Below are 19305 nucleotides of genomic sequence, written 5' to 3'. Positions count from 1 at the left end.
TCGCAGTGTCAGTGTGCCACCTGTGCCGGTAGAAACTATTGGTCGTCGGGAAGTGCGGCGGCACTACCGCTTCTCAGGTATCGTTACCTGTTCTTCTTTGGCTTTTTGTAGCAAGCACATCTCGATCCGCCCCGACAACAATCGCCCGATCGGTTCTAAGTCTGAAGGTCTCCGCCCATAGCGACCGATTGACACGCACTAAAGCGGACGATCGCGAGGCGCTGAGGAGATTGCGTGGCGCGGCCGACATCCTTACCCGGTGAGCTGGAAGGGATTTGTTTGACGTAGACGGCCTGCGGGACACGCCGTCTAGATGAGCCTCGAGTTATTGGTCAAATGCTTGCCAGTCGGTCACTACGGTGCCCCGCACATACACGTAAGTGCTGTCACCGTAAATAAGTTGCTCACCACCGCTACCGTAGTTATTGGTCTTTGTCGGGAAGCCCCACGACCAAACCAGTGCTGTCCTGGACATCCCGCGGTACACGTTGCCATCACGTATCGCGGCAAGCTCGCGTTTTGAGAATGCCGACGGGATTCTGGCTATCGCGTTGATGCTCATGCGTTCAAGCGGGGGCGTATTGGACAAGATTGCATAGCTGGACAGATTACCATACAGCAATCGAGTGTCACCGCCTGGCAGTTGAACTTTGACCACCACAGTGTTTTGGTCGTCAAGCACTTTGCCGTCGACAATTTTCAACGGGGTGAAATTTTTTGTCGTGCGGTCTTTTGCAATCCTGCGCTTGAGGTCATTCTCAAAATCGTCAATACTCAATGTTGGATTGAGCAGCTCGGTGAACCCTACTTTGTAAACTGTTTTTCCGATCAGCTTGTTGAGTGCATCTTGAGCTTCGCTTCCTTGTAGCTGCGCTTGGAGTTGATCCAAAGTCATATCAGCAGCACTTGCCATGTTGCTCAACAATATCAGCATACTGGTAACGATTAATCTTACAATCGCCTTCAGAGTATTCATATCGCTTTCCCGTTCATATTGCGGAATTCTGCTTACGCTCTAACTTGGCATAGCTAACTGCATCGGCCAAGTTAGAATACCTAAATTCGCCGTAGGCATAACGGTCACCCTCAATAGTTATGCCGTACTCAGCCATTTGGACCACCTCACTTGGTGGAAACACGTGAATTGGCCGAGCATCTCCGTGTAATTTTTCTGCCTGGTCCAGACGAAGTATTTCCGTTTCATCTGGCGTTATTTCACTACCACAATGTTTGCATTTAATAGCAGCGAACTTAATTTCCTCTGCACAGAACGGGCAAAGTTTTGTTGCGGTCGGTGATTGTTGCGTTTGTGCTTGTCGGTTTTCAGCTGGATTCCATGGGTTATATGCGGACTCTTCCCTTTTACTAGTCGCCGGGTCGAAATCTTTTGTGCTCGAATTCGGGCCAGAAGAATACGCCCATACCAATGCACCAACCCAACCAAGCACTGTCCAGCCAAGCAGTATATTCAACACTATGATGGATGTTTGATTCGAGTGATTACGCTTGATGGCAACCATGGTTGGCGCAAAATAGAGTGCTACTGCGCTTATAAAGAACACAACCGCGCAAAAGGCGGCCAAGTTGTTGTTCCCATTACCTATAATTCCTGTGATAAGAACTACGAATCCAAGTATTAGAATGAATATGAATGACATAAACAGTCTTTCTGATTTGACTTCAAGGCGTTTGGTTACGCTACGATTAGCCCTTCATTCCAAAGGGAAATTACGACTTCCATTTGACCGTTGTGAGCCTTATTTTCGTTATCTCCACCTTTCATCACGAGGCTCCAGAGCTTATTTTCGTCGAGCAAGAGAGTTTGGTCTTGTATGAGAAGCGGCAATGCCTTCAATGCATAGCCCTTATTCAACTTTTCCCCTCGACGGCAGTAGTTACCCACAGGGACACCGGAAACAAAACCACTTTCACACAACCCAAGATATGCGCTCCGAGGACAGTTTTTTTCTTGTAGTGACGGACTATCTGGAAATATCTCGACAACAGCCCTTTCCCAAGCGTTTTTTGGTGATGATGTCTTGGCCCCGTGAAATAGTTTTGTAGCCAGTATGGCTGCACTTCCATATTGTCCCATTTGCATATCTCCTGATTCCCTGGTCGAGCAAGGCGTTACATGTTGATGTTGACCACCAGCCAATTTTCAAATTCGTGAGCGTTCTCAATGAATACTCCAAGCTCACTTGCATTGAAAAGCGCTCGTCTGATCATCGTGTATGCATCATCGAATGGATGCACCATCTCAATGTCATCATCCTTCTTTCCGCAGTGCTTTAACGCATTTCTTGCTGAATTCCACAAATTGAAAATTTCTTGTTTTGAATGCTTTCCCATGCCTGTTCTTTCGCGATCAATTGCGCCTCCTTTGAAGTTTCCGAAAATTTCATCGGCCAAGCTGACTGATATCATGCGCTTCAGCAAAGTCAGACACAAGGGGGAAATTACAATAACAACATCACATAGACCGGGTGGGCGAATGGCCGATTTCGGCCCTTGCCACTGCGTCTTTATTTGCACGACAGTGTTGGCGACAACAGTTAGCCGTCACTTGGAGGTGGAAACAGCTGGTTTATGATCTCAGCGCAAACAAGTAGCACCGTACCTCCCTTCATGTGGAGCGTCGCGGTTCCGTGTGCTAGTGAGTTTCGTAGTAACCGCATGGCTTCGGCCACGTCTTCAACATAGTTGCGGTTTGATGGGATTTCTGGGGAAATCTTGATCGCAGGAGGGTAACGTTCCCTCGCCGGATTTCGGCCATACGTAAAACCCTCTGACTTCACCAGACCCTCAGAGATCGCCTTGGCGAGCAACTTCTGGAACGAAGGGCGGGGGTGGTCCGGATACTTCCGCTTTAGTGCGAACTCAACGGAGATGTAGCCTTGCAGTTCGGCGGTAACATTGAATGGGTAATAGAACCACGAATAGGCAAGTAAGTTCTGGGCAGTCGCAAAGTGACTCCGTATCTCTTCCGGGACGCCAGCGTGTAGGGAGATTCCCTCCACGCTTTCGTAGATGTCTTCGACTCGCAGCGGCCGTATTTTGTCGGACACGGGATCGCGCAACGCAAAGGAGTGTTGACGAGTGTCTGGCTCAGTAAGCTCAGCGAATGGCTTCAGTTTTTCCATGATGCTGCTCTGCCCGGGGTTCTGCGTGACGGTGATCGGCATGTCACTGGGATTCGTTGAATGCGATATCGTGTCCGGGGAATGCTTCAATCAGTGCCTCCATCGCTTCGCTCGTACGCAGCCCCCACATCTTTGAGACAGCATACGTTTTGCCGTTTGCGCGTATCAATTCGTCATCTGCGATGAAATAGCGGTAAGTATCAGGCTTCTTGCCGAGCGCAATAAGATGCTTTGCAAATGCGTCTTCGAAAGACTTCGCGTCGAGCTCGCCATCGACAGACCAGAGTGCATTCCCTCTCCAAGTAATGGTACTGCGTATCTTTTCGGGATCAACTTTTCCGTCACACAGACTTCGAATCACTTGGTAAATCGCCCTTCGCTTTGGAAGGCTATTAAAGATATTAGGCCCAACAGTAATGTCGTACCGAGTCATGTCCCGGTCTTGAGTTCGGGCCGCTCGCTCGACAACCTTTTTTTCGCGAATTTTTATTGTGTAGTCCATGGCCTCTGGTAGTGGCACCACCTGCTGCACATCAATCAGTAGCCGGTTGCCGTCCTTATACGGACTCAGGCGCACGCACCTTATGTCCAGATCGCGATCATTTAGCCACAGAACTGCTGTTGTGATCTCCTTGGAGAACTCCGCTCCCGCGAGGACGATGCGCACATCTTGCGCAAATTGCTCCTCGTTCGCGTTTTCCCACTCCAAAAATTCGAGGAGGCTACTACGAGCGTCATCGTTGCTATCGATCGTACGTAAATACTTCTGATATACGTCCACTGCGGCTTCGAAGGTCAGCGTAGACACCATAGCCGCATAACGAATTGCTTGTAGCTCCATATGCCCACCGTCTTCGGTGCGCTTCAGTTCGATAACCACGAGATTGGCGCTCTTGTCGATGGCAAGTAAGTCGATACGCCGATGACTGCCCTCCCATTCACCGAATTCTTCTGCAATAACCAAAGTTCCAGGTGCGATGATTTCAATCTGCTGCTTGAGCAATTGCTGTAGATCGTCCCTCTCCTTATACCCAGCTTTGGCAAAAGTTGTGCTCTCAAGAGCGACGAGTTTCCCGTTAATCGTTTGAAAGACAGCCATTGAAGATGAACCTCCATTACATAACCTTGTTGCTCCACGTCATTCGACATCCGCCACGTCGAACTAGTGAAATGGATCACGCCGCCTAGATGTGGAACCGCTGCGGCCCGTAGCGTGACAGATGACGCTGAAAAAGTCGTGGAACTATGCTTGATCAATCGAAAATTATTGATCAAATTTGATTAATTAAAAATTAACATTTTCCGGTATAGTTGAGGACCATCTACGAAAGAGATCACGATGAAAAGTATTGATACCGGCTACGAGCCACCAGCACCCCCGAACCCTCGGATTGAGGGCGATTACCAGATCTACGGTTCCAGCTCCCCCTTGCCCAACGGAAGATTTGCAGCTGTTCTTCTTGTCGTGCGAATTTCCGGCATCCAAAATCCCCCCCAGGTAGCAATCGAAGAACATACGTTGACCTCCAGTCCTTTTTCTACCGCAGATCTGGCTCGGCTGTTCGCAGTCCATTATGGACAACTCCGTGTGACGGAAAGGGATGGGCTGTTGTGCTGAGCGCAGCATAGGCTATAGTCGATCTGTAACAGACAAAACCCAATACATCTGTATCTTGGCTATAAAAAGCCACGCTGAACGAATCCTCAAGGTGCTTTGTAAGGGAAAAATTTCGCTCAAACCGGGGGACTAATGAAAATTATTCAAATGCTCGTGGCGTCGGTATCCATTTAAGGATATCTACTGCATCCGTGAACAAGCAGGCATTTCCAATGGAAATTGCCCCGGATTCGCCTCTGCCTATGAGGCAGATTTTTATGGAATCTCCAGGATATTTGATCTGATTTTTCTCTTTATATTTCAGCCAGCATCCATAACTGTGCCCACCGTTCAACACGCCACCATTCACAAGTACCGCAAATTGCCATTTACTCGAATCTCCTGCCGGGCACTTCTGATGGTAAAGCAAAGTTCTCCCATTTGGACCTTCACTGTAACCGAATGGCGCAGTTTTCGGCATTTGTGCAACTGGCTTTAGAAATTCCTGCTCGCGAATGGCTGCCGCCTTGGCTGCGGCTATGGCAGTAGCCAAGGAGCTCTGACGGTTGACGGCTATGGGCGGCGGCTGAAGCCCGCTCGGATTAATCTGTGCGCCTTGCGAACTCTGTCCGCGCCGCAACATCAGATAGACTGGATACTTCAGATTGGCTCGTGCCACCAACTCATCCAATTGCTTGACGTCGTTAATTCTGCTATTACTCCCGGTACCACTGATGAATCCTTGGAATTGTTAATCAGCGTCCATTTTTTTCCATCTATCAGCGTTGACTATTTCCAGCGCAATTGCAACATAGCACTGCCATGACCGTACTTCGAGAGGTCCTGCTGGCAAAACGGGGGCTGATATCTGGAAATGTTCACACGCTGATTGACACATGTGCCAACGCCGAGCCCACACCTACTGATATCCTGTTTAAAAGCGGTAGCCGACCCCCATGCCGATCAGCCACGGATCGATCTTGACGAGACTGATTTTCTGCCCGCCAGCGTAGACATCGCTGTGAATCTGCAGCTTTTTTACGTCCAGATTCAATGACCAGTTTTTATCGAGCTTGTAGTCAACCCCTGCCTGCAATGCCAGACCCCAGCTGTCCTTATTCAGGCGGCCGGTGCCATCCAGCAGATCGACGCTGGAAATGCGGGTGTAGTTGAGCCCGGCACCAAGATAGGGGCTGAACTGCGCTTGCGGCAGGAAGTGGTATTGCAGCGTCAAGGTCGGCGGCAAATGCTTGAAGCTGCCGATCTTTTTGCCATCCAGCGAGACATCCTGCTTTTGCGGGTAGGTCAGGACCAGTTCGGTTGCCCAGTTCGGCGTAAAGAAGTAAGAAATGTCGACATCCGGTATGGTCTTGGCATTGACGTGCAAACGATCGGATGCGCCGACACCGCCGACCGGATCCGACTTGTCCGCAGGCTTGAGGTAGGCAGCGCGCACCCGTACTTGCCATGGACTCTCCTGCGCCAGCGCATTTCCAGCGAAAATACCGAGTGCCGATAAGGCTACTAATAAAGCTGTTTTTTTCATTTTCCATCCCTGTGTTGTTCATGCTTGCTGCACGTTAAAGGAAGGCGGCTAAATTTAATTTGATGTAAATCAAACCATCGTCAGCGCAGCGTCGCGCACTCGGTAAATTAGCGCGTATGGCGGCAAACCCCTGGTTGTCGATTAAAATGCTGCTCCACCAGGAAATGGCATAGCCTTGAAAACCTAGTCCTGTGTGTGTGGTGTTTCCTATACCCCGATGCGATAAATTGACGATGATCCCAATTGCGAACGAAGAACCCTCGAAGCGCCCCTCCGGCACCATAGCCAGGGAGGCGGTTGATGCTGCGGAAAAACATCTGCGCGATATTCTTTCAATTGCGATCCAGCATGCGCACCCGCGTGCCGCCGTGGTGGTATCGGATGCGCGCTGTGATCTCGCAGTTGCCCTGACGGAGGCCTACCGGCGCTGTCTGCCAACAGCGACATTCATCGACTTTGATGCGGTCTCGCCAGAAGCTGTCCTCGCCGCTTTTGCGCCGCTTGAGGCCAGCGATTTGGTGATACTGATTCAATCAACCAATTTTCGTCTGGAGGCTTTCCGCATACGCGTCGAACTCTTCAAGCGGTCGCTCAAGGTGATAGAACATCCGCATCTTTCGCGCATGCCGTGGCCGCAAGCGCTCTACTACATCGAGTCACTGGCGTATGACCCCGCGTATTACCGTGACGTTGGCTACGCGCTGAAGACGCGCATTGATCGCGCACGTTCCGGAGCGGTCGACAGCGGCGGCGAACGCCTGGTCTTTGCATCTCCGTTCGAGTCGGCCAAACTGAACATAGGCGACTACAGCGCCATGAACAACGTTGGCGGCCAATTCCCCATCGGCGAGGTTTTCACCGAAGCGCAAGACCTGGAGGCCGTGAACGGACGCGTGCGTATTTTTGTTTTTGGCGACACTTCATTCCGGGTCAACAAACCAGAGAAACCCATCACGCTGGTGGTCACCAAAGGCCGGGTGAGCGGCGTGATCGATTCCACCCCCGATTTCGACCAGGTGCTCGCGAATATCCGGGCCGATGAGGGTGAGGTGTGGCTACGTGAACTTGGCTTTGGGATGAACCGTGCTTTTTCACGGGAACGGATGGTCAGCGATATTGGTACCTACGAGCGGATGTGCGGCATCCACCTGTCGCTCGGCGCCAAACACGGGGTCTACAACAAAACCCATATCAAGCGCGCTGACGCCAGATATCACATTGACGTCTTTGCGGTAACGGATGCCGTCTACCTTGATGATGATGTTGTGTATAGAAACGGCGCCTGGCAGGTCTGATGGTGCTGGTGCTCCGTTGCGGATACATCCCGCCATGCATCCAAGCCTGGCTCAGCACCACTTTCTTATATCAAGCAGCGTAATAACGGCCAAAACGATTGGACAGAAAATCATCCAGGCGGGTGTCCTCCTGGCGTACCAAGCCATGATTGGGTAACTTTCCTTGTACCACCAGATCCACCATAGTGCAGATGCCGGATGCTGTCGTCAACTGAATCGCCGACAACAACTGGCCATTCACTTTTTGGCTGTATATTTTTTTGGCGTAGGTCTCTTGTTCCAGCCGACCGTCACGTATGCCGCAGACGGTGACGAATACCAGCACCACATCCTGCTTGGTGATCGGGATCGATGCTTCCATCACTTCTTTAAGAATATGGCGGCGCTCCGGCTGACCTAATTGCAAATCGCGCACCAGGACTTTTACGATATCCCGATGCCCCGGATAACGGACTGTTTTGTAATTCAGATTTTGTACTTTTCCGGCCAGGCTTTCACACAACGTTCCTAGCCCGCCGGAGGTATTAAACGCTTCGTAATCTATGCCATCCAGAGAAAAACGTTCGATTTCTTCAAGCGGCGACGTTTCACGCAAACTGCCATCGACAATCGCTTCGCAGGGATTGCAGTACTCATTGATCAGTCCATCGGTGCTCCACGTCAGATTGTATTTAAGCGCGTTGCTGGGATAAGTCGGTAGTGCGCCGACGCGCATGTGGATGTCTCTTAACTGTTCAAAACGGCTGGCCACATCATTGGCGACGATCGAAATGAAACCCGGTGCCAGGCCACACTGCGGCACAAACGCCGTGACAGAATCTTCAGCCAGTTGCTTGACGAAACGGGTGCTTGCAACGTCTTCGGTTAAATCAAAATAATGCGACTTGGCTGTTTTAGCGGCAGCGGCAATCACCGGTGTCAAAAAATAAGGGCAAGCAGACAAAGTGACGGCATGGCCCTCGATCAGATGCGTCACCGTCATCGGATCGGAGATGTCGGCCTCGACTACCTGGACGTTGGGAAAGGCGGCCTCTCTGACGGCTTGCAGGCGCAGCGGATCGCGGTCGGCCACCGTCACCATGTAATCGCCGGTGTGGGACAGCAAATTGAGAATGGCGTCACCGATTTTTCCGGCACCCAAAAGAATTAGTTTAGTGGTCATGGTTGTCTCTCGTATCTTTATGATTGCATTGTTAATGTCTGTAATAACCACCTGTGGCAGTCAAACTCGGCTCGACGCCTGACGGAAATTGTAAATTCAATGCTTGTCAGCTAATAGATAGCAAGTTATCGTCACATTGCATGATTACGATACATAACGACCACTGAATCAGACAGAACGTACTGCATGAAACAAAACCTGGACGAAATTGACAATAAAATCCTGGCCTTGCTGATGGATGACGCACGCCTGCCGATGGCAACCATTGCCAAGCGGGTCGGGATTGCGCGGACGACCGCGATCGCGCGTATCGGCGCGTTGGAAAAGCAGGGGGTGATTGCCGGCTATAGCGTGCGACTCAATCAGACGCTATATCAACCCGCGGTACGGGCCTACGTCGGAATCTCGATGAATCCTGGGAGTGCCGCCACACTGGTCAACATGCTGCAGAAAATGCCCGAGGTCGAAACCTTGTGTGCCGTCAGCGGGATGATCGACTATATGCTGACATTACGCTGCCAGTCGACCAGCATACTGGACCGGTTGCTGGATCAGATAGGTGCGATTGAAGGCGTTAGACAAACATCGACCTCGATCATTTTGAGTAACAGAATTGACCGCAGCGCCATTTGAAATGATGGCGGTTGGCGACGCAACTACCGCTGCCTGGAATAAAACTCACCCGCAACAAGTGCGGAACGGGCAAGCCGCCTGCGCGATCAGCTTTATCGCCAGTCCGTTGCGAATCCAACAGCCTGACAGGCGTTTTTTTGCTATCCCGCAAGGATTTGGTAAGATCGTTCATTCCGAAAAATTCTGATGCGTCATTTAATGCAAGCCAAACCGATTCCTAACCCTATTCGCGATTCGTCTGCTGCTTCTGGCTGCACTCTGGTTCGCTTATTCAATCTGCTGCTTTATGCCAAACAACAAGACACGTAAGCCAATTGAGATAAAAATAGCAACGGTCGTGGCGGTTTCAGTCATTCTCCATGATTCGGATCTGGTGTTACTGGATACCGCATTAAAGGAGATGACGGGCGGCATGGCTGATTTTTTCGACAATGAATTTGCGGTAATTGATATTGCCTCATTGGCACCCGAGCAGCGCCAGATTGACTGGGGCGCTCTCATCAGCTTGCTGAAAACATATCAACTCAACGCGGTTGCCGTACGCAATGCTCCGGAAGAGATGCAGGCGGCAATCATTGCCAACGGCCTAAGTATCGACACGGTGGTCGCGCCACGCACGGAGCCCGCCACTCCCTCTCCCATACTTGATACCTCGGCAACAGTCGCACCGGTCGTGGCGGAAACTGCAGCGCCAGCGACACCTTCCGCCAGCGCCATGATCGTCGACACACCGGTACGCGCCGGTCAACGCATTTATGCGCGCGGCACCGACCTGATCATCACTGCGATGGTGAACAACGGTGCCGAAATCATCGCCGATGGCAGTATCCATGTGTATGCGCCGTTGCGCGGGCGGGCGCTGGCGGGGGCCAGCGGCGATACCGAAGCACGTATTTTCGCCACCAGCATGGAGCCCGAACTGGTGTCGATCGCTGGCGTATACCGCACTTTTGAGAATGGTTTACCGGCGGAGCTGAAAGGTCAGCCGGCGCAAATTCGCCTGAACGGCGACCGGATTGACGTAATATCGCTCAATTCGCCTTCCCGATCATAGTTTTAGCATTTCCAAATAGGAGTTTTCGTGGCAAAAATCATCGTTGTTACATCCGGCAAAGGCGGCGTCGGCAAGACCACTTCCAGCGCCAGCTTTGCATCCGGCTTGGCTATGCGCGGCCATAAGACAGCGGTACTCGATTTTGACGTTGGCCTGCGTAATCTTGATCTGATCATGGGCTGCGAACGACGCGTGGTGTACGACCTGATCAACGTGGTCAACAACGAAGCGACACTCAACCAGGCCTTGATCAAGGACAAGCATTGCGAAAATCTGTTTATTTTGCCGGCGTCGCAAACCCGGGATAAAGACGCGCTGACCGAAGAGGGCGTCGAACGCGTGCTGAACGATCTGGCCAAAATGGACTTCGCATTCATCATCTGCGACTCGCCGGCGGGTATCGAGCGTGGTGCGGTGATGGCGCTGACCTTTGCCGATGAAGCCGTGATCGTCACCAATCCGGAAGTATCGTCAGTGCGTGACTCGGACCGCATCCTCGGCATCATTCAGGCCAAGTCGCGGCGCGCCCAGAATGGTGGCGAACCGGTCAAGGAACATCTGCTGATCACGCGTTACTCGGCAAAGCGGGTCGACGCCGGCGAAATGCTGTCATACACCGACGTCCAGGACATCTTGCGGATTCCGCTGGTCGGCATCATTCCGGAATCGGAACATGTGTTGCACGCGTCCAACCAGGGGAATCCGGCCATTCACGTCAAGGGCAGCGATGTCGCCATGGCTTACGAGGACGTGGTCTCGCGCTTCCTCGGTGAAGAGGTGCCGCTGCGCTTTACCAACTATCAAAAACCTGGCTTGCTCTCGCGCATCTTTGGAGGGAAGTAATATGGCTCTGCTCTCGTTCTTGTTCGCCAAGCAGCCGAAAAGCGCATCCGCCGCCAAGGAGCGCCTGCAGATCATCATCGCGCGTGAACGTAGCGGTCGTGGAGGCCATGATTTTCTGCCGGCGCTGCACAAGGAGTTGATTGAGGTGATTTCGAAATACACCAGAGTCAATGCCAGCGACATCAAAATTTCGCTGGATCGTCAAGGCGATCTGGAAGTCCTGGACGTCAATGTTGTGCTACCGGATATTTGAACAGTTACTTGATCTAAAAAAATAATCCCCGGCAACCCACATCCCACCCGTACGCCAACCGCCCGGTTTGCTTGCCTCGTATGAGGCAGGCCCGGCGCGAATCGTAACATCGCGAAATCTGGCATTTTACACATTTCGTCATAAACTATAGTGCGTCAGACAACCCAGTCTCTCTGATCTCTTAACACCTTCTGCGAACTGCCAAATCAACTATGAGAATTGCTGTCCTTGACGACGATCCAAGTCAAACCGATCTGGTTTGCCAGGTGCTCACCGCTAACGGTCATGTGTGTCATCCATTTCAAAGCGGCAAGGAAATCCTGAACCAGCTGCGTCGCGAGAGCTACGACATGCTGATTCTCGACTGGCAGGTGCCCGATCTGAGCGGCCCTGAAGTCCTGCACTGGGTAAGAGAAAAATTGCCGCTGACAATCCCGGTCTTGTTCATGACCAGCCGCTCTGGTGAGGATGACATTGTGGCTGGACTCGCTGCCGGTGCCGATGACTACATGATCAAGCCGATACGCCGCGGTGAATTGGTGGCACGCGTACAAGCCCTGTTACGTCGCGCTTACCCGATTCAAAATGCCAGCGAGCAAATCATATTCGGCGACTACATTTTTGAAACCCGCTCTGCGCGTCTGACACTGGCGGGCGTGCCGATTGAAATCACGCAGAAAGAATTCGACCTGGCTCTATTGTTTTTCCGCAACCTGGGCCGTCCACTGTCGCGCGCTTACATTCTTGAGGCCGTTTGGTCGCGCGATATCGACATTCCGTCGCGGACGATGGACACGCATGTATCACGGGTTCGCACTAAGTTACAATTGCGGCCGGAAAACGGATTTCGGCTTGCTCCCGTTTATAGCTACGGCTATCGACTGGAACAATTATCAGGATAATGCGCACAGTGCTGCGCAGGAGAAAAAATGCGCGGCGTTTCAGGTCACATCACTCAACTCGGCTTTCTACTGTTACTAGCTGGCGCGCAAGCCACCGCCGCGCCAGCCCCCATTGACTCCGATGCAGTTCAGATAGCACCCTCTGCGATTATCTATCGCGCTCGCCTGGGCGACACCTTAAGCATGATTGCCGAGCAGCTCACGACCAAGCGCAGCAACTGGATCTCACTGGCAAAAATCAATGCCATCCGCAACGACCGCGCCATTCCGATCGGTACTGCAATCGTGATTCCGGTAGCACTGCTGCAGCAAGATCCCGGCAGCGCAAAAGTAGTTGCCCTGTCCGGTAATGTTAGCGCTATCTCTGCTGATGGCAAAACAAGCTCCCTGGAAATCGGTTCGACGCTGTATGAAGGTACGCGCATTGAAACCGGCCAAAACAGTTTTTTGACACTGGCGCTGGCCGACGAATCGCGGATTGCATTGCCCTCCAACAGCCAGGTAAAGCTCACCAGTCTGCGTAACGCGCGGTATACGAAAAGCCCTGTCACCGAAATCACCGTATTGCAAGGACGTGTCGATTCCAGGGTATCGTCTCTCAAAGCAAACAAGGGGCGCTTCGAAGTGCGCTCGCCGCTGGCAGTCGCCGGTGTCCGTGGCACCAAATTCCGGGTCGATGTCAGCAATAACAAGATGACAACCGAAGTCTTGAGTGGCGGCGTGGCCGTTGCCAAAAATAACCGCCCTGCGGCGCTGACATTGCAAGCGGGGCAAGGCAACATCACCGATGCGCACGGCGTCGGCAAAGCCGTCAAACTGCTACCGGAACCGCAGGTGTCCGGGCATCCTGCGCTGCAAGAACGGACAACTGTGCGCATCACAGTGGTGCCGGTACCCGGTGCGCGCGGCTACCGAACGCAGATTGCAACCGATCGGGCCGCCCAAAACATCCTGACGGAAATCGACACCGGCAGCGGCGAAATCAAGATCGATGGTCTTGCCGACGGCAACTACTTTGCGCGCATGACCGCAATCGACGCGCAAGGTCTGCAAGGCTTGCCGCATGTCCACGCCTTCAAACTGAAAGCCCGACCTGAACCGCCTCTGAATATTCAACCGAAAGGCAAGACCCGTAGTGCCAACCTGACCTTCAGCTGGTCCGAAATGCTTGCCGCAGGAAGCTACCATTTGCAGGTTGCCACCGACGACAAGTTCAGCAATCCGGTGATTGATGAAGCGACGCTGACGTCGGCGCAATTCAGTACCGGCAAGTTGCCGCTCGGCAGTTATTTCTGGCGCGTGGCGACCGTGCTGAATCGGGATGGCAAGGCTGATCACGGCCCATTCGGCGACACCCAGGCATTTACCTTGATGTCGCCGCTGCAATTGCCAAAAATTGACCCAACGGGTAATGCCTTGGCATTCAGCTGGCAAGCCGAACCCGGTCAGAAATTTGTGACTGAAATCGCGCGGGATGCGGGGTTCACGTCGCTATTTTTAACGCAAGCAACCAGCGCCTCGGAAATTTCCATACCGAACCCGCCTGACGGCAGCTATTTCATCCGCATCAAGGCAATTGATCCGGATGGCTATGTCGGCCCATTTTCGGCGGTGCAAAAGATCGTTGTCGGCAGTCGCTGGGTTACCGGCGACGGCTCGCCACTCCTGAATGGCGGCGGCCTCACTCCGGCCGGCTACTAAGTCCTTGCGTCCGCCTCAGCTTCCGGAGCACAACATGGTCGAACCGCTTATCCGGCGCGTCAACAGCCGCGTGGCGTTACGTCAATGGCTGGCGCTGACGCTGCTATTGCTGTTACTGACCGCAGCACTCGGGTATCAAAACGGTCTGGTGCAACTCGACCAACCGCTGTATGACCTGTTCATGCGCCTCAATTCGCGGCCTGCCCGCGACGACATCATCATTGTCGGCATCGACGATTACAGCATTTCCCAACTGGGGCGCTGGCCATGGTCGCGCACGCTGCATGCGCAGCTACTGAACACCATCATGCAGGCACGACCGCAGGCGGTCGGGCTGGATGTCATCATGCCCGAGCGCGAAATAGGGTCAACCGATGCCGCGCGCAATAGCGACGCCACGCTAGCCAAGACCTTGAAGGCCGGCAATCTGGTCGTTCTGCCAATGGTCACGGCAATCGAGGGGAACGGCATCACCGGCCTGTTGCCGATACCGGAATTTCTGAGCAGCGCGCGCGCCATCGGTCATATCAACCTGGAGCTTGATCGGGATGGCGTGGTGCGCAGCGTATTTTTGAAAGAAGGTCAGAATGGCGTCTGGTGGCCGCACTTTGCACTGGCGCTGGCGGAAACTGCCGGCCAACAAGTCACTGATTCCGATGGTCTGCTACCCGGCGCCCATCTTAGGCCCGACAGTGGCGGCAACCGTCTGCCCGGCACGATCGCAGCGACGGCACTGGCCGGACATTGGCAACGCGACTATCAAATCCATATTCCCTACGCGGGCGGCACCGGACATTTCCGCTCGGTGCCGTATATCTCGGTCCTGAGAGGCGAGGTCCCCAAGGATTTTTTCAAAGATAAATATGTCCTGATCGGTGCCACCGCGCTCGGCATGGCGGATGCTTTTCCGACCCCGGTTTCCGGCACCTCCGGCGTCATGCCCGGCATCGAAATCAACGCCAATATTTTAGCCGGCCTGCTCGACCATAAAACCATTCGTATCGCAGCGGCGCTGCCAACGACGCTATTTTGCATCGTGCCGGTACTGTTGGCGCTGTTGAGCTACTTGCTGCTCACGCCGCGGCTTGCGTTGATACTGACGGCATGCCTGATGCTGGTCACGGCGGCGCTGAGTTACCTGTTTCAGACCCATGGGTTGTGGCTCGCGCCCAGCGCCGCCTTGATCGGGCTGGCGCTAGCCTATCCGGTATGGAGCTGGTGTCGACTGGAGGCCGCCATTGCTTATCTTGGACAGGAATTCATGCTGCTCGATCAGGAGCCGCATTTGCTGCCGGAAGCAAGTCCTGCCGGCAGTATCCGCCAACAAGGTGGAGACCTGCTGGAACAACGTATCAATGCCATGCGTAACGCGGCACGTCGGGTACGCGATTTACGCCGGTTTATTTCCGACAATCTCGATAGCCTGCCGGATGCGACGCTGATCACCGGCAGCAACGGTCACATATTGGTGGCCAATCAGGTTGCCAAAGACTACTTTAATGCGTTTGATGTCCGCGACATCAGCGGTACTCTGCTCCCGCACCTGTTTTCCAGAATGGCATTGCCGCAGCCGCTTGAAGCGGCGGCACAGCATGCATTCGGCTGGCAGGATCTGCTCGACGTGCAATATATTCCATTGCTGGCGGGAGGCGTTGCCGTTCAGGACCAACAAGGACGCGACCTGTTGATCAAGAGCGCGCCTTGCTATTCAGCCCGGCAGGTACTCAGCGGCTGGGTCGTCAGCATTGTCGATATCACCAGCATTCGTGCAGCAGAACGCAGCCGCGACGAGACCTTGCGCTTTTTGTCGCACGACATGCGCGCCCCTCAGGCGTCGATTCTGGCGTTGCTGGAGTTGCAAGGTGATCCAATTTCAGCATTGCCGCAAAAGGAATTCTTCTCCCGCATCGCGCGCGCTTCGCGTAAAACACTGGGTCTGGCCGACAACTTTGTGCAATTGGCGCGGGCTGAATCCGAGGAATACCGGCTGGAAGAAATCGACTTTCAGGACGTCCTGTTCGATGCCACCGATGAAATGTGGACACTTGCCCACAACAAGAACATTGAACTGGTGACGGTTATTCCCGAGCGCGAATGTCTTACCAAAATCGACCGCTCCCTGATGGCGCGCGCCTTGTGCAACCTGATTTCGAATGCGATCAACTATAGTCCGGCCGGGACCCGCATTACGTGCACCGTGCGCAGTGAAACTGCGCACGGTGCAGCAAAAATTGTCTGCGAGATCAGCGACCAGGGCTATGGCATTGCAGCGGCGGACCAAGCCAAATTGTTTCATCGTTTCCAACGCGTCAATATTCCGGGCCAGCCGAAATCGGAAGGAGTCGGCCTCGGATTGGTGTTTGTCAAAACGGTGGTCGAACGCCATTTTGGCAACATTTTTTTCAACAGCAAGGTTGGAGCGGGCACCACATTCTCGATCACCCTGCCAATGCTAACGGCCTGAACCTGCTAATTCGTGCCGAAAATTCATCAAGCGCGGCTCAGGGTATAATTGCCAGTTATCAAAGTTAGCCTTTATTCCCCCCTGAGTTGCCACCACAATGCACTTGCTAGCCGTCGGACTCAACCACACCACCGCGCCCGTCTCATTGCGCGAACAGGTGGCCTTCCCCGCTGACCAGATTGGCCCGGCGGTGACGGCAGCGCGTGCATGGTTTGGCGGCAACGATGCCTCCGGCATGACGGATGAAGCAGCAATCCTGTCGACTTGCAATCGCACCGAGTTGTACGCCGCCAGCGACCTGCATAGCGGCGTCGAGGCGGCAATCGATTCGAGCGCCCATTTCCTGGCGCATTACCACAAGCTTTCCTACGCCGATCTGCGCCCGCATTTGTACACGCTGCCGCACGACAATGCGGTACGCCACGCTTTCAGAGTCGCATCCGGGCTCGATTCGATGGTACTGGGCGAACCGCAGATTCTCGGCCAGATGAAAGATGCCGTGCGTCATGCCGAAGCGGTTGGCGGACTTGGCACTTATTTGCATCAATTATTTCAGCGCACTTTTGCGGTGGCCAAGGAAGTCCGGACTACTACCCAGATCGGCGCCCATAGCGTCTCGATGGCAGCCGCTGCGGTACGGATGTCGGAACGCATCTTCGATGCCGTTTCAGGCCAGAATGTGCTGTTTATCGGCGCCGGCGAAATGATCGAATTGTGCGCCACGCACTTTGCCGCACAAAACCCGAAAAGCCTGACAGTGGCGAATCGCACGCTCGAGCGCGCTGAAATGCTGGCACATCGGTTTAGCGGCCAGGCGCTGCGACTGGCGGATTTGCCCAATCAGCTCGGCAATTACGACATCATTGTTTCGTCTACCGCATCCTCACTGCCCATCATCGGTCTCGGCATGGTCGAACGTGCTGTCAAGGCACGTCGCCACAAGCCGATGTTCATGCTGGATCTGGCCGTGCCGCGCGATTTTGAAACTGAAATCGGCCGTCTCGACGACGTCTTTCTGTACACAGTCGACGACCTCGGCTCCGTGGTCCAGGCCGGCATGGAGAATCGCCAGGCGGCGGTATCGCAAGCCGAAGCCATTATCGAAACCCGGGTGCAGTCCTTCATGCACTGGATCGACCATCGCGCGATAGTGCCGGTGATTCAAGACCTGCATGAAAGCAGCGAACTGATGCGCATGCTGGAACTGGAGCGGGCCCGCAAGATGCTCGCCAAAGGCGAGGATATCGACGCCGTGCTCGAAGCACTATCCAAAGGCCTCACCGCAAAATTCCTGCACGGCCCGCAACAAGCGCTGCACCATGCCCAAGGCGACGAACGCGCACGCCTGGCAGCCTTGCTGCCACAGCTGTTCCGCGGCAAGCGTTAGCGCAGCATCCCATTATCGTCCGCTGGCGCCGCGCCGGTGCGGCGCACATTCCTCCGCCATTTGTCGGTCCACCATTCATTCGCAACGCTACCCTCTACGCCATGAAGCCATCAATGCTTGCCAAACTTGACCACTTGTCGAATCGACTGGTCGAGGTCAACGACCTGCTGAACCAGGAAGAAGCGACGTCCAACATGGACAGTTACCGCAAGCTGTCGCGTGAACACGCCGAACTGGGGCCTTTGGTCGAACTGTACCAAAGCTATACCCAGGCCGATGCGGATGTCCGGACCGCCATGGAAATGCAGTCCGATCCCGACCTGAAAGAATTTGCGCAAGAGGAAATCGGCAGCGCCAAAGCCCGCATGGAACAGCTGGAAGCGGATTTACAAAAAATGCTGCTGCCGAAAGATCCCAACGACGAACGGAATATCTTTCTGGAAATCCGCGCCGGTACAGGCGGCGATGAATCGGCGTTATTCGCCGGCGATTTATTGCGGATGTACACCCGTTTCGCCGAGCGCAATCGCTGGCAAATCGAGATGGTGTCGGAATCGGCCTCGGAAGTCGGCGGTTACAAGGAAGTCATCGTGCGCCTGGTCGGTTTTGGCGCTTACTCGAAACTCAAGTTCGAATCCGGCGGCCATCGCGTACAGCGCGTACCGACCACCGAAACACAGGGCCGGATTCATACCTCGGCCTGTACCGTGGCGATCATGCCGGAAGCGGATGAAGTCGGCGACGTTGCCATCAATCCGGCCGACATTCGGATCGATACCTACCGCGCCTCCGGCGCTGGCGGCCAGCACATCAACAAGACCGACTCGGCGGTGCGGATTACCCACATCCCGACCGGCATCGTGGTCGAATGCCAGGACGATCGCAGCCAGCACAAGAACAAGGCCTCGGCCCTGAAAGTGCTGGCGGCACGGATCAAGGATGGTCAGCTGCGCGAACAGCAATCGAAAGAAGCCGCGACCCGCAAATCGCTGATCGGCTCCGGCGACCGCAGCGAGCGGATCCGCACCTACAACTTTCCGCAGGGCAGAATGACCGATCACCGCATCAATCTGACCTTGTACAAACTCGACCAGATCATGGATGGCGACCTGGAAGAGTTGAGCAATGCGCTGGCGGCCGAACATCAGGCCGAATTGTTGGCAGCTTTGGGCGAGGAAAGGTAAGCTAGGAGCCTGTCGGACTTGGGGAATCGAAGCGAAAAAATAGCTGGGCGAGGACAGATTTTGCCGGATTCGAAGTGTCAATAGCGAGCTATTGACCGAGAAGGCGGTGAAATATGGACCGTCCAGATATTTTTGCAGCCG

General features: G+C 54.0%; 20 protein-coding genes. 11 read left to right on the top strand and 9 right to left on the bottom strand.

Annotated features, from left to right (window positions below; all coding sequences use genetic code 11):
- Positions 1 to 325 precede the first annotated feature (325 nt).
- The 8 genes from AC3CHX_RS00570 to AC3CHX_RS00535 all read right to left on the bottom strand — a co-directional run bounded on the left by AC3CHX_RS00570 (position 326) and on the right by AC3CHX_RS00535 (position 6286).
- On the bottom strand, positions 326 to 976 hold the full coding sequence (locus tag AC3CHX_RS00570; protein ID WP_488631577.1) for a hypothetical protein: 651 nt from the start codon (positions 974 to 976) through the stop codon (positions 326 to 328).
- A gap of 13 nt (positions 977 to 989) precedes the next feature.
- Positions 990 to 1658, bottom strand: coding sequence for a superinfection immunity protein (locus AC3CHX_RS00565; protein WP_488631576.1), 669 nt, complete (start codon positions 1656 to 1658; stop codon positions 990 to 992).
- A 35-nt stretch (positions 1659 to 1693) separates the two neighbouring features.
- Positions 1694 to 2095, bottom strand: a complete 402-nt coding sequence (locus AC3CHX_RS00560; protein ID WP_488631575.1) for a DUF6979 family protein — start codon at positions 2093 to 2095, stop codon at positions 1694 to 1696.
- Between the two features lie 35 nt (positions 2096 to 2130).
- A complete protein-coding gene (locus AC3CHX_RS00555) occupies positions 2131 to 2535 on the bottom strand; it encodes a hypothetical protein (protein WP_488631574.1) in 405 nt (134 codons plus the stop codon).
- A 20-nt stretch (positions 2536 to 2555) separates the two neighbouring features.
- Positions 2556 to 3185, bottom strand: coding sequence for a hypothetical protein (locus AC3CHX_RS00550; protein ID WP_488631573.1), 630 nt, complete (start codon positions 3183 to 3185; stop codon positions 2556 to 2558).
- Between the two features lies 1 nt (position 3186).
- Positions 3187 to 4242: a hypothetical protein gene (locus AC3CHX_RS00545; protein ID WP_488631572.1), complete on the bottom strand. Its 1056-nt coding sequence runs from the start codon at positions 4240 to 4242 to the stop codon at positions 3187 to 3189.
- Between the two features lie 658 nt (positions 4243 to 4900).
- Positions 4901 to 5419, bottom strand: a complete 519-nt coding sequence (locus AC3CHX_RS00540) for a hypothetical protein (protein WP_488631571.1) — start codon at positions 5417 to 5419, stop codon at positions 4901 to 4903.
- Between the two features lie 255 nt (positions 5420 to 5674).
- Positions 5675 to 6286, bottom strand: a complete 612-nt coding sequence (locus AC3CHX_RS00535) for an OmpW/AlkL family protein (RefSeq protein ID WP_488631570.1) — start codon at positions 6284 to 6286, stop codon at positions 5675 to 5677.
- A gap of 233 nt (positions 6287 to 6519) precedes the next feature.
- Between AC3CHX_RS00535 and AC3CHX_RS00530 the strand changes: the two genes are divergently transcribed.
- Positions 6520 to 7581, top strand: a complete 1062-nt coding sequence (locus AC3CHX_RS00530; protein WP_488644679.1) for a M29 family metallopeptidase — start codon at positions 6520 to 6522, stop codon at positions 7579 to 7581.
- Between the two features lie 70 nt (positions 7582 to 7651).
- Here AC3CHX_RS00530 and AC3CHX_RS00525 read toward each other — a convergent pair whose 3' ends face one another.
- Complete coding sequence (locus tag AC3CHX_RS00525) at positions 7652 to 8743, bottom strand: saccharopine dehydrogenase family protein (protein WP_488631569.1); 1092 nt, start codon at positions 8741 to 8743, stop codon at positions 7652 to 7654.
- 186 nt (positions 8744 to 8929) lie between these two features.
- On the opposite strand from AC3CHX_RS00525, the gene AC3CHX_RS00520 reads away from it, so the two are divergent.
- From AC3CHX_RS00520 to prfA, 10 genes are all read left to right on the top strand, one after another.
- Positions 8930 to 9376, top strand: coding sequence for an Lrp/AsnC family transcriptional regulator (locus AC3CHX_RS00520; protein ID WP_488631568.1), 447 nt, complete (start codon positions 8930 to 8932; stop codon positions 9374 to 9376).
- Positions 9357 to 9563: a hypothetical protein gene (locus AC3CHX_RS00515; RefSeq protein WP_488631567.1), complete on the top strand. Its 207-nt coding sequence runs from the start codon at positions 9357 to 9359 to the stop codon at positions 9561 to 9563. The genes AC3CHX_RS00520 and AC3CHX_RS00515 overlap by 20 nt, the downstream gene beginning before the upstream one ends.
- A 99-nt stretch (positions 9564 to 9662) precedes the next feature.
- Positions 9663 to 10430 (top strand): septum site-determining protein MinC, encoded by a 768-nt coding sequence (gene minC, locus AC3CHX_RS00510; protein ID WP_488631566.1) that lies wholly within the window; start codon positions 9663 to 9665, stop codon positions 10428 to 10430.
- Positions 10431 to 10457: 27 nt separating this feature from the next.
- Positions 10458 to 11273, top strand: coding sequence for a septum site-determining protein MinD (gene minD / locus AC3CHX_RS00505; protein WP_488631565.1), 816 nt, complete (start codon positions 10458 to 10460; stop codon positions 11271 to 11273).
- A gap of 1 nt (position 11274) precedes the next feature.
- On the top strand, positions 11275 to 11526 hold the full coding sequence (gene minE, locus AC3CHX_RS00500) for a cell division topological specificity factor MinE (RefSeq protein ID WP_488631564.1): 252 nt from the start codon (positions 11275 to 11277) through the stop codon (positions 11524 to 11526).
- Between the two features lie 212 nt (positions 11527 to 11738).
- Positions 11739 to 12428, top strand: a complete 690-nt coding sequence (locus AC3CHX_RS00495) for a response regulator transcription factor (protein ID WP_488631563.1) — start codon at positions 11739 to 11741, stop codon at positions 12426 to 12428.
- 27 nt (positions 12429 to 12455) lie between these two features.
- On the top strand, positions 12456 to 14129 hold the full coding sequence (locus AC3CHX_RS00490; RefSeq protein WP_488631562.1) for a FecR family protein: 1674 nt from the start codon (positions 12456 to 12458) through the stop codon (positions 14127 to 14129).
- A 34-nt stretch (positions 14130 to 14163) separates the two neighbouring features.
- On the top strand, positions 14164 to 16593 hold the full coding sequence (locus AC3CHX_RS00485) for a CHASE2 domain-containing protein (protein ID WP_488631561.1): 2430 nt from the start codon (positions 14164 to 14166) through the stop codon (positions 16591 to 16593).
- Between the two features lie 97 nt (positions 16594 to 16690).
- Positions 16691 to 17980, top strand: coding sequence for a glutamyl-tRNA reductase (hemA, locus tag AC3CHX_RS00480; protein ID WP_488631560.1), 1290 nt, complete (start codon positions 16691 to 16693; stop codon positions 17978 to 17980).
- Positions 17981 to 18081: 101 nt separating this feature from the next.
- Positions 18082 to 19164, top strand: coding sequence for a peptide chain release factor 1 (prfA, locus tag AC3CHX_RS00475; protein ID WP_488631559.1), 1083 nt, complete (start codon positions 18082 to 18084; stop codon positions 19162 to 19164).
- The last annotated feature ends 141 nt before the right edge of the window (positions 19165 to 19305 follow it).

It is taken from the genome of Glaciimonas sp. OK215, from assembly GCF_057787885.1.
Note: the sequence above shows the minus strand (reverse complement) of the source record. Positions and strands in the feature narration are given on the sequence as shown.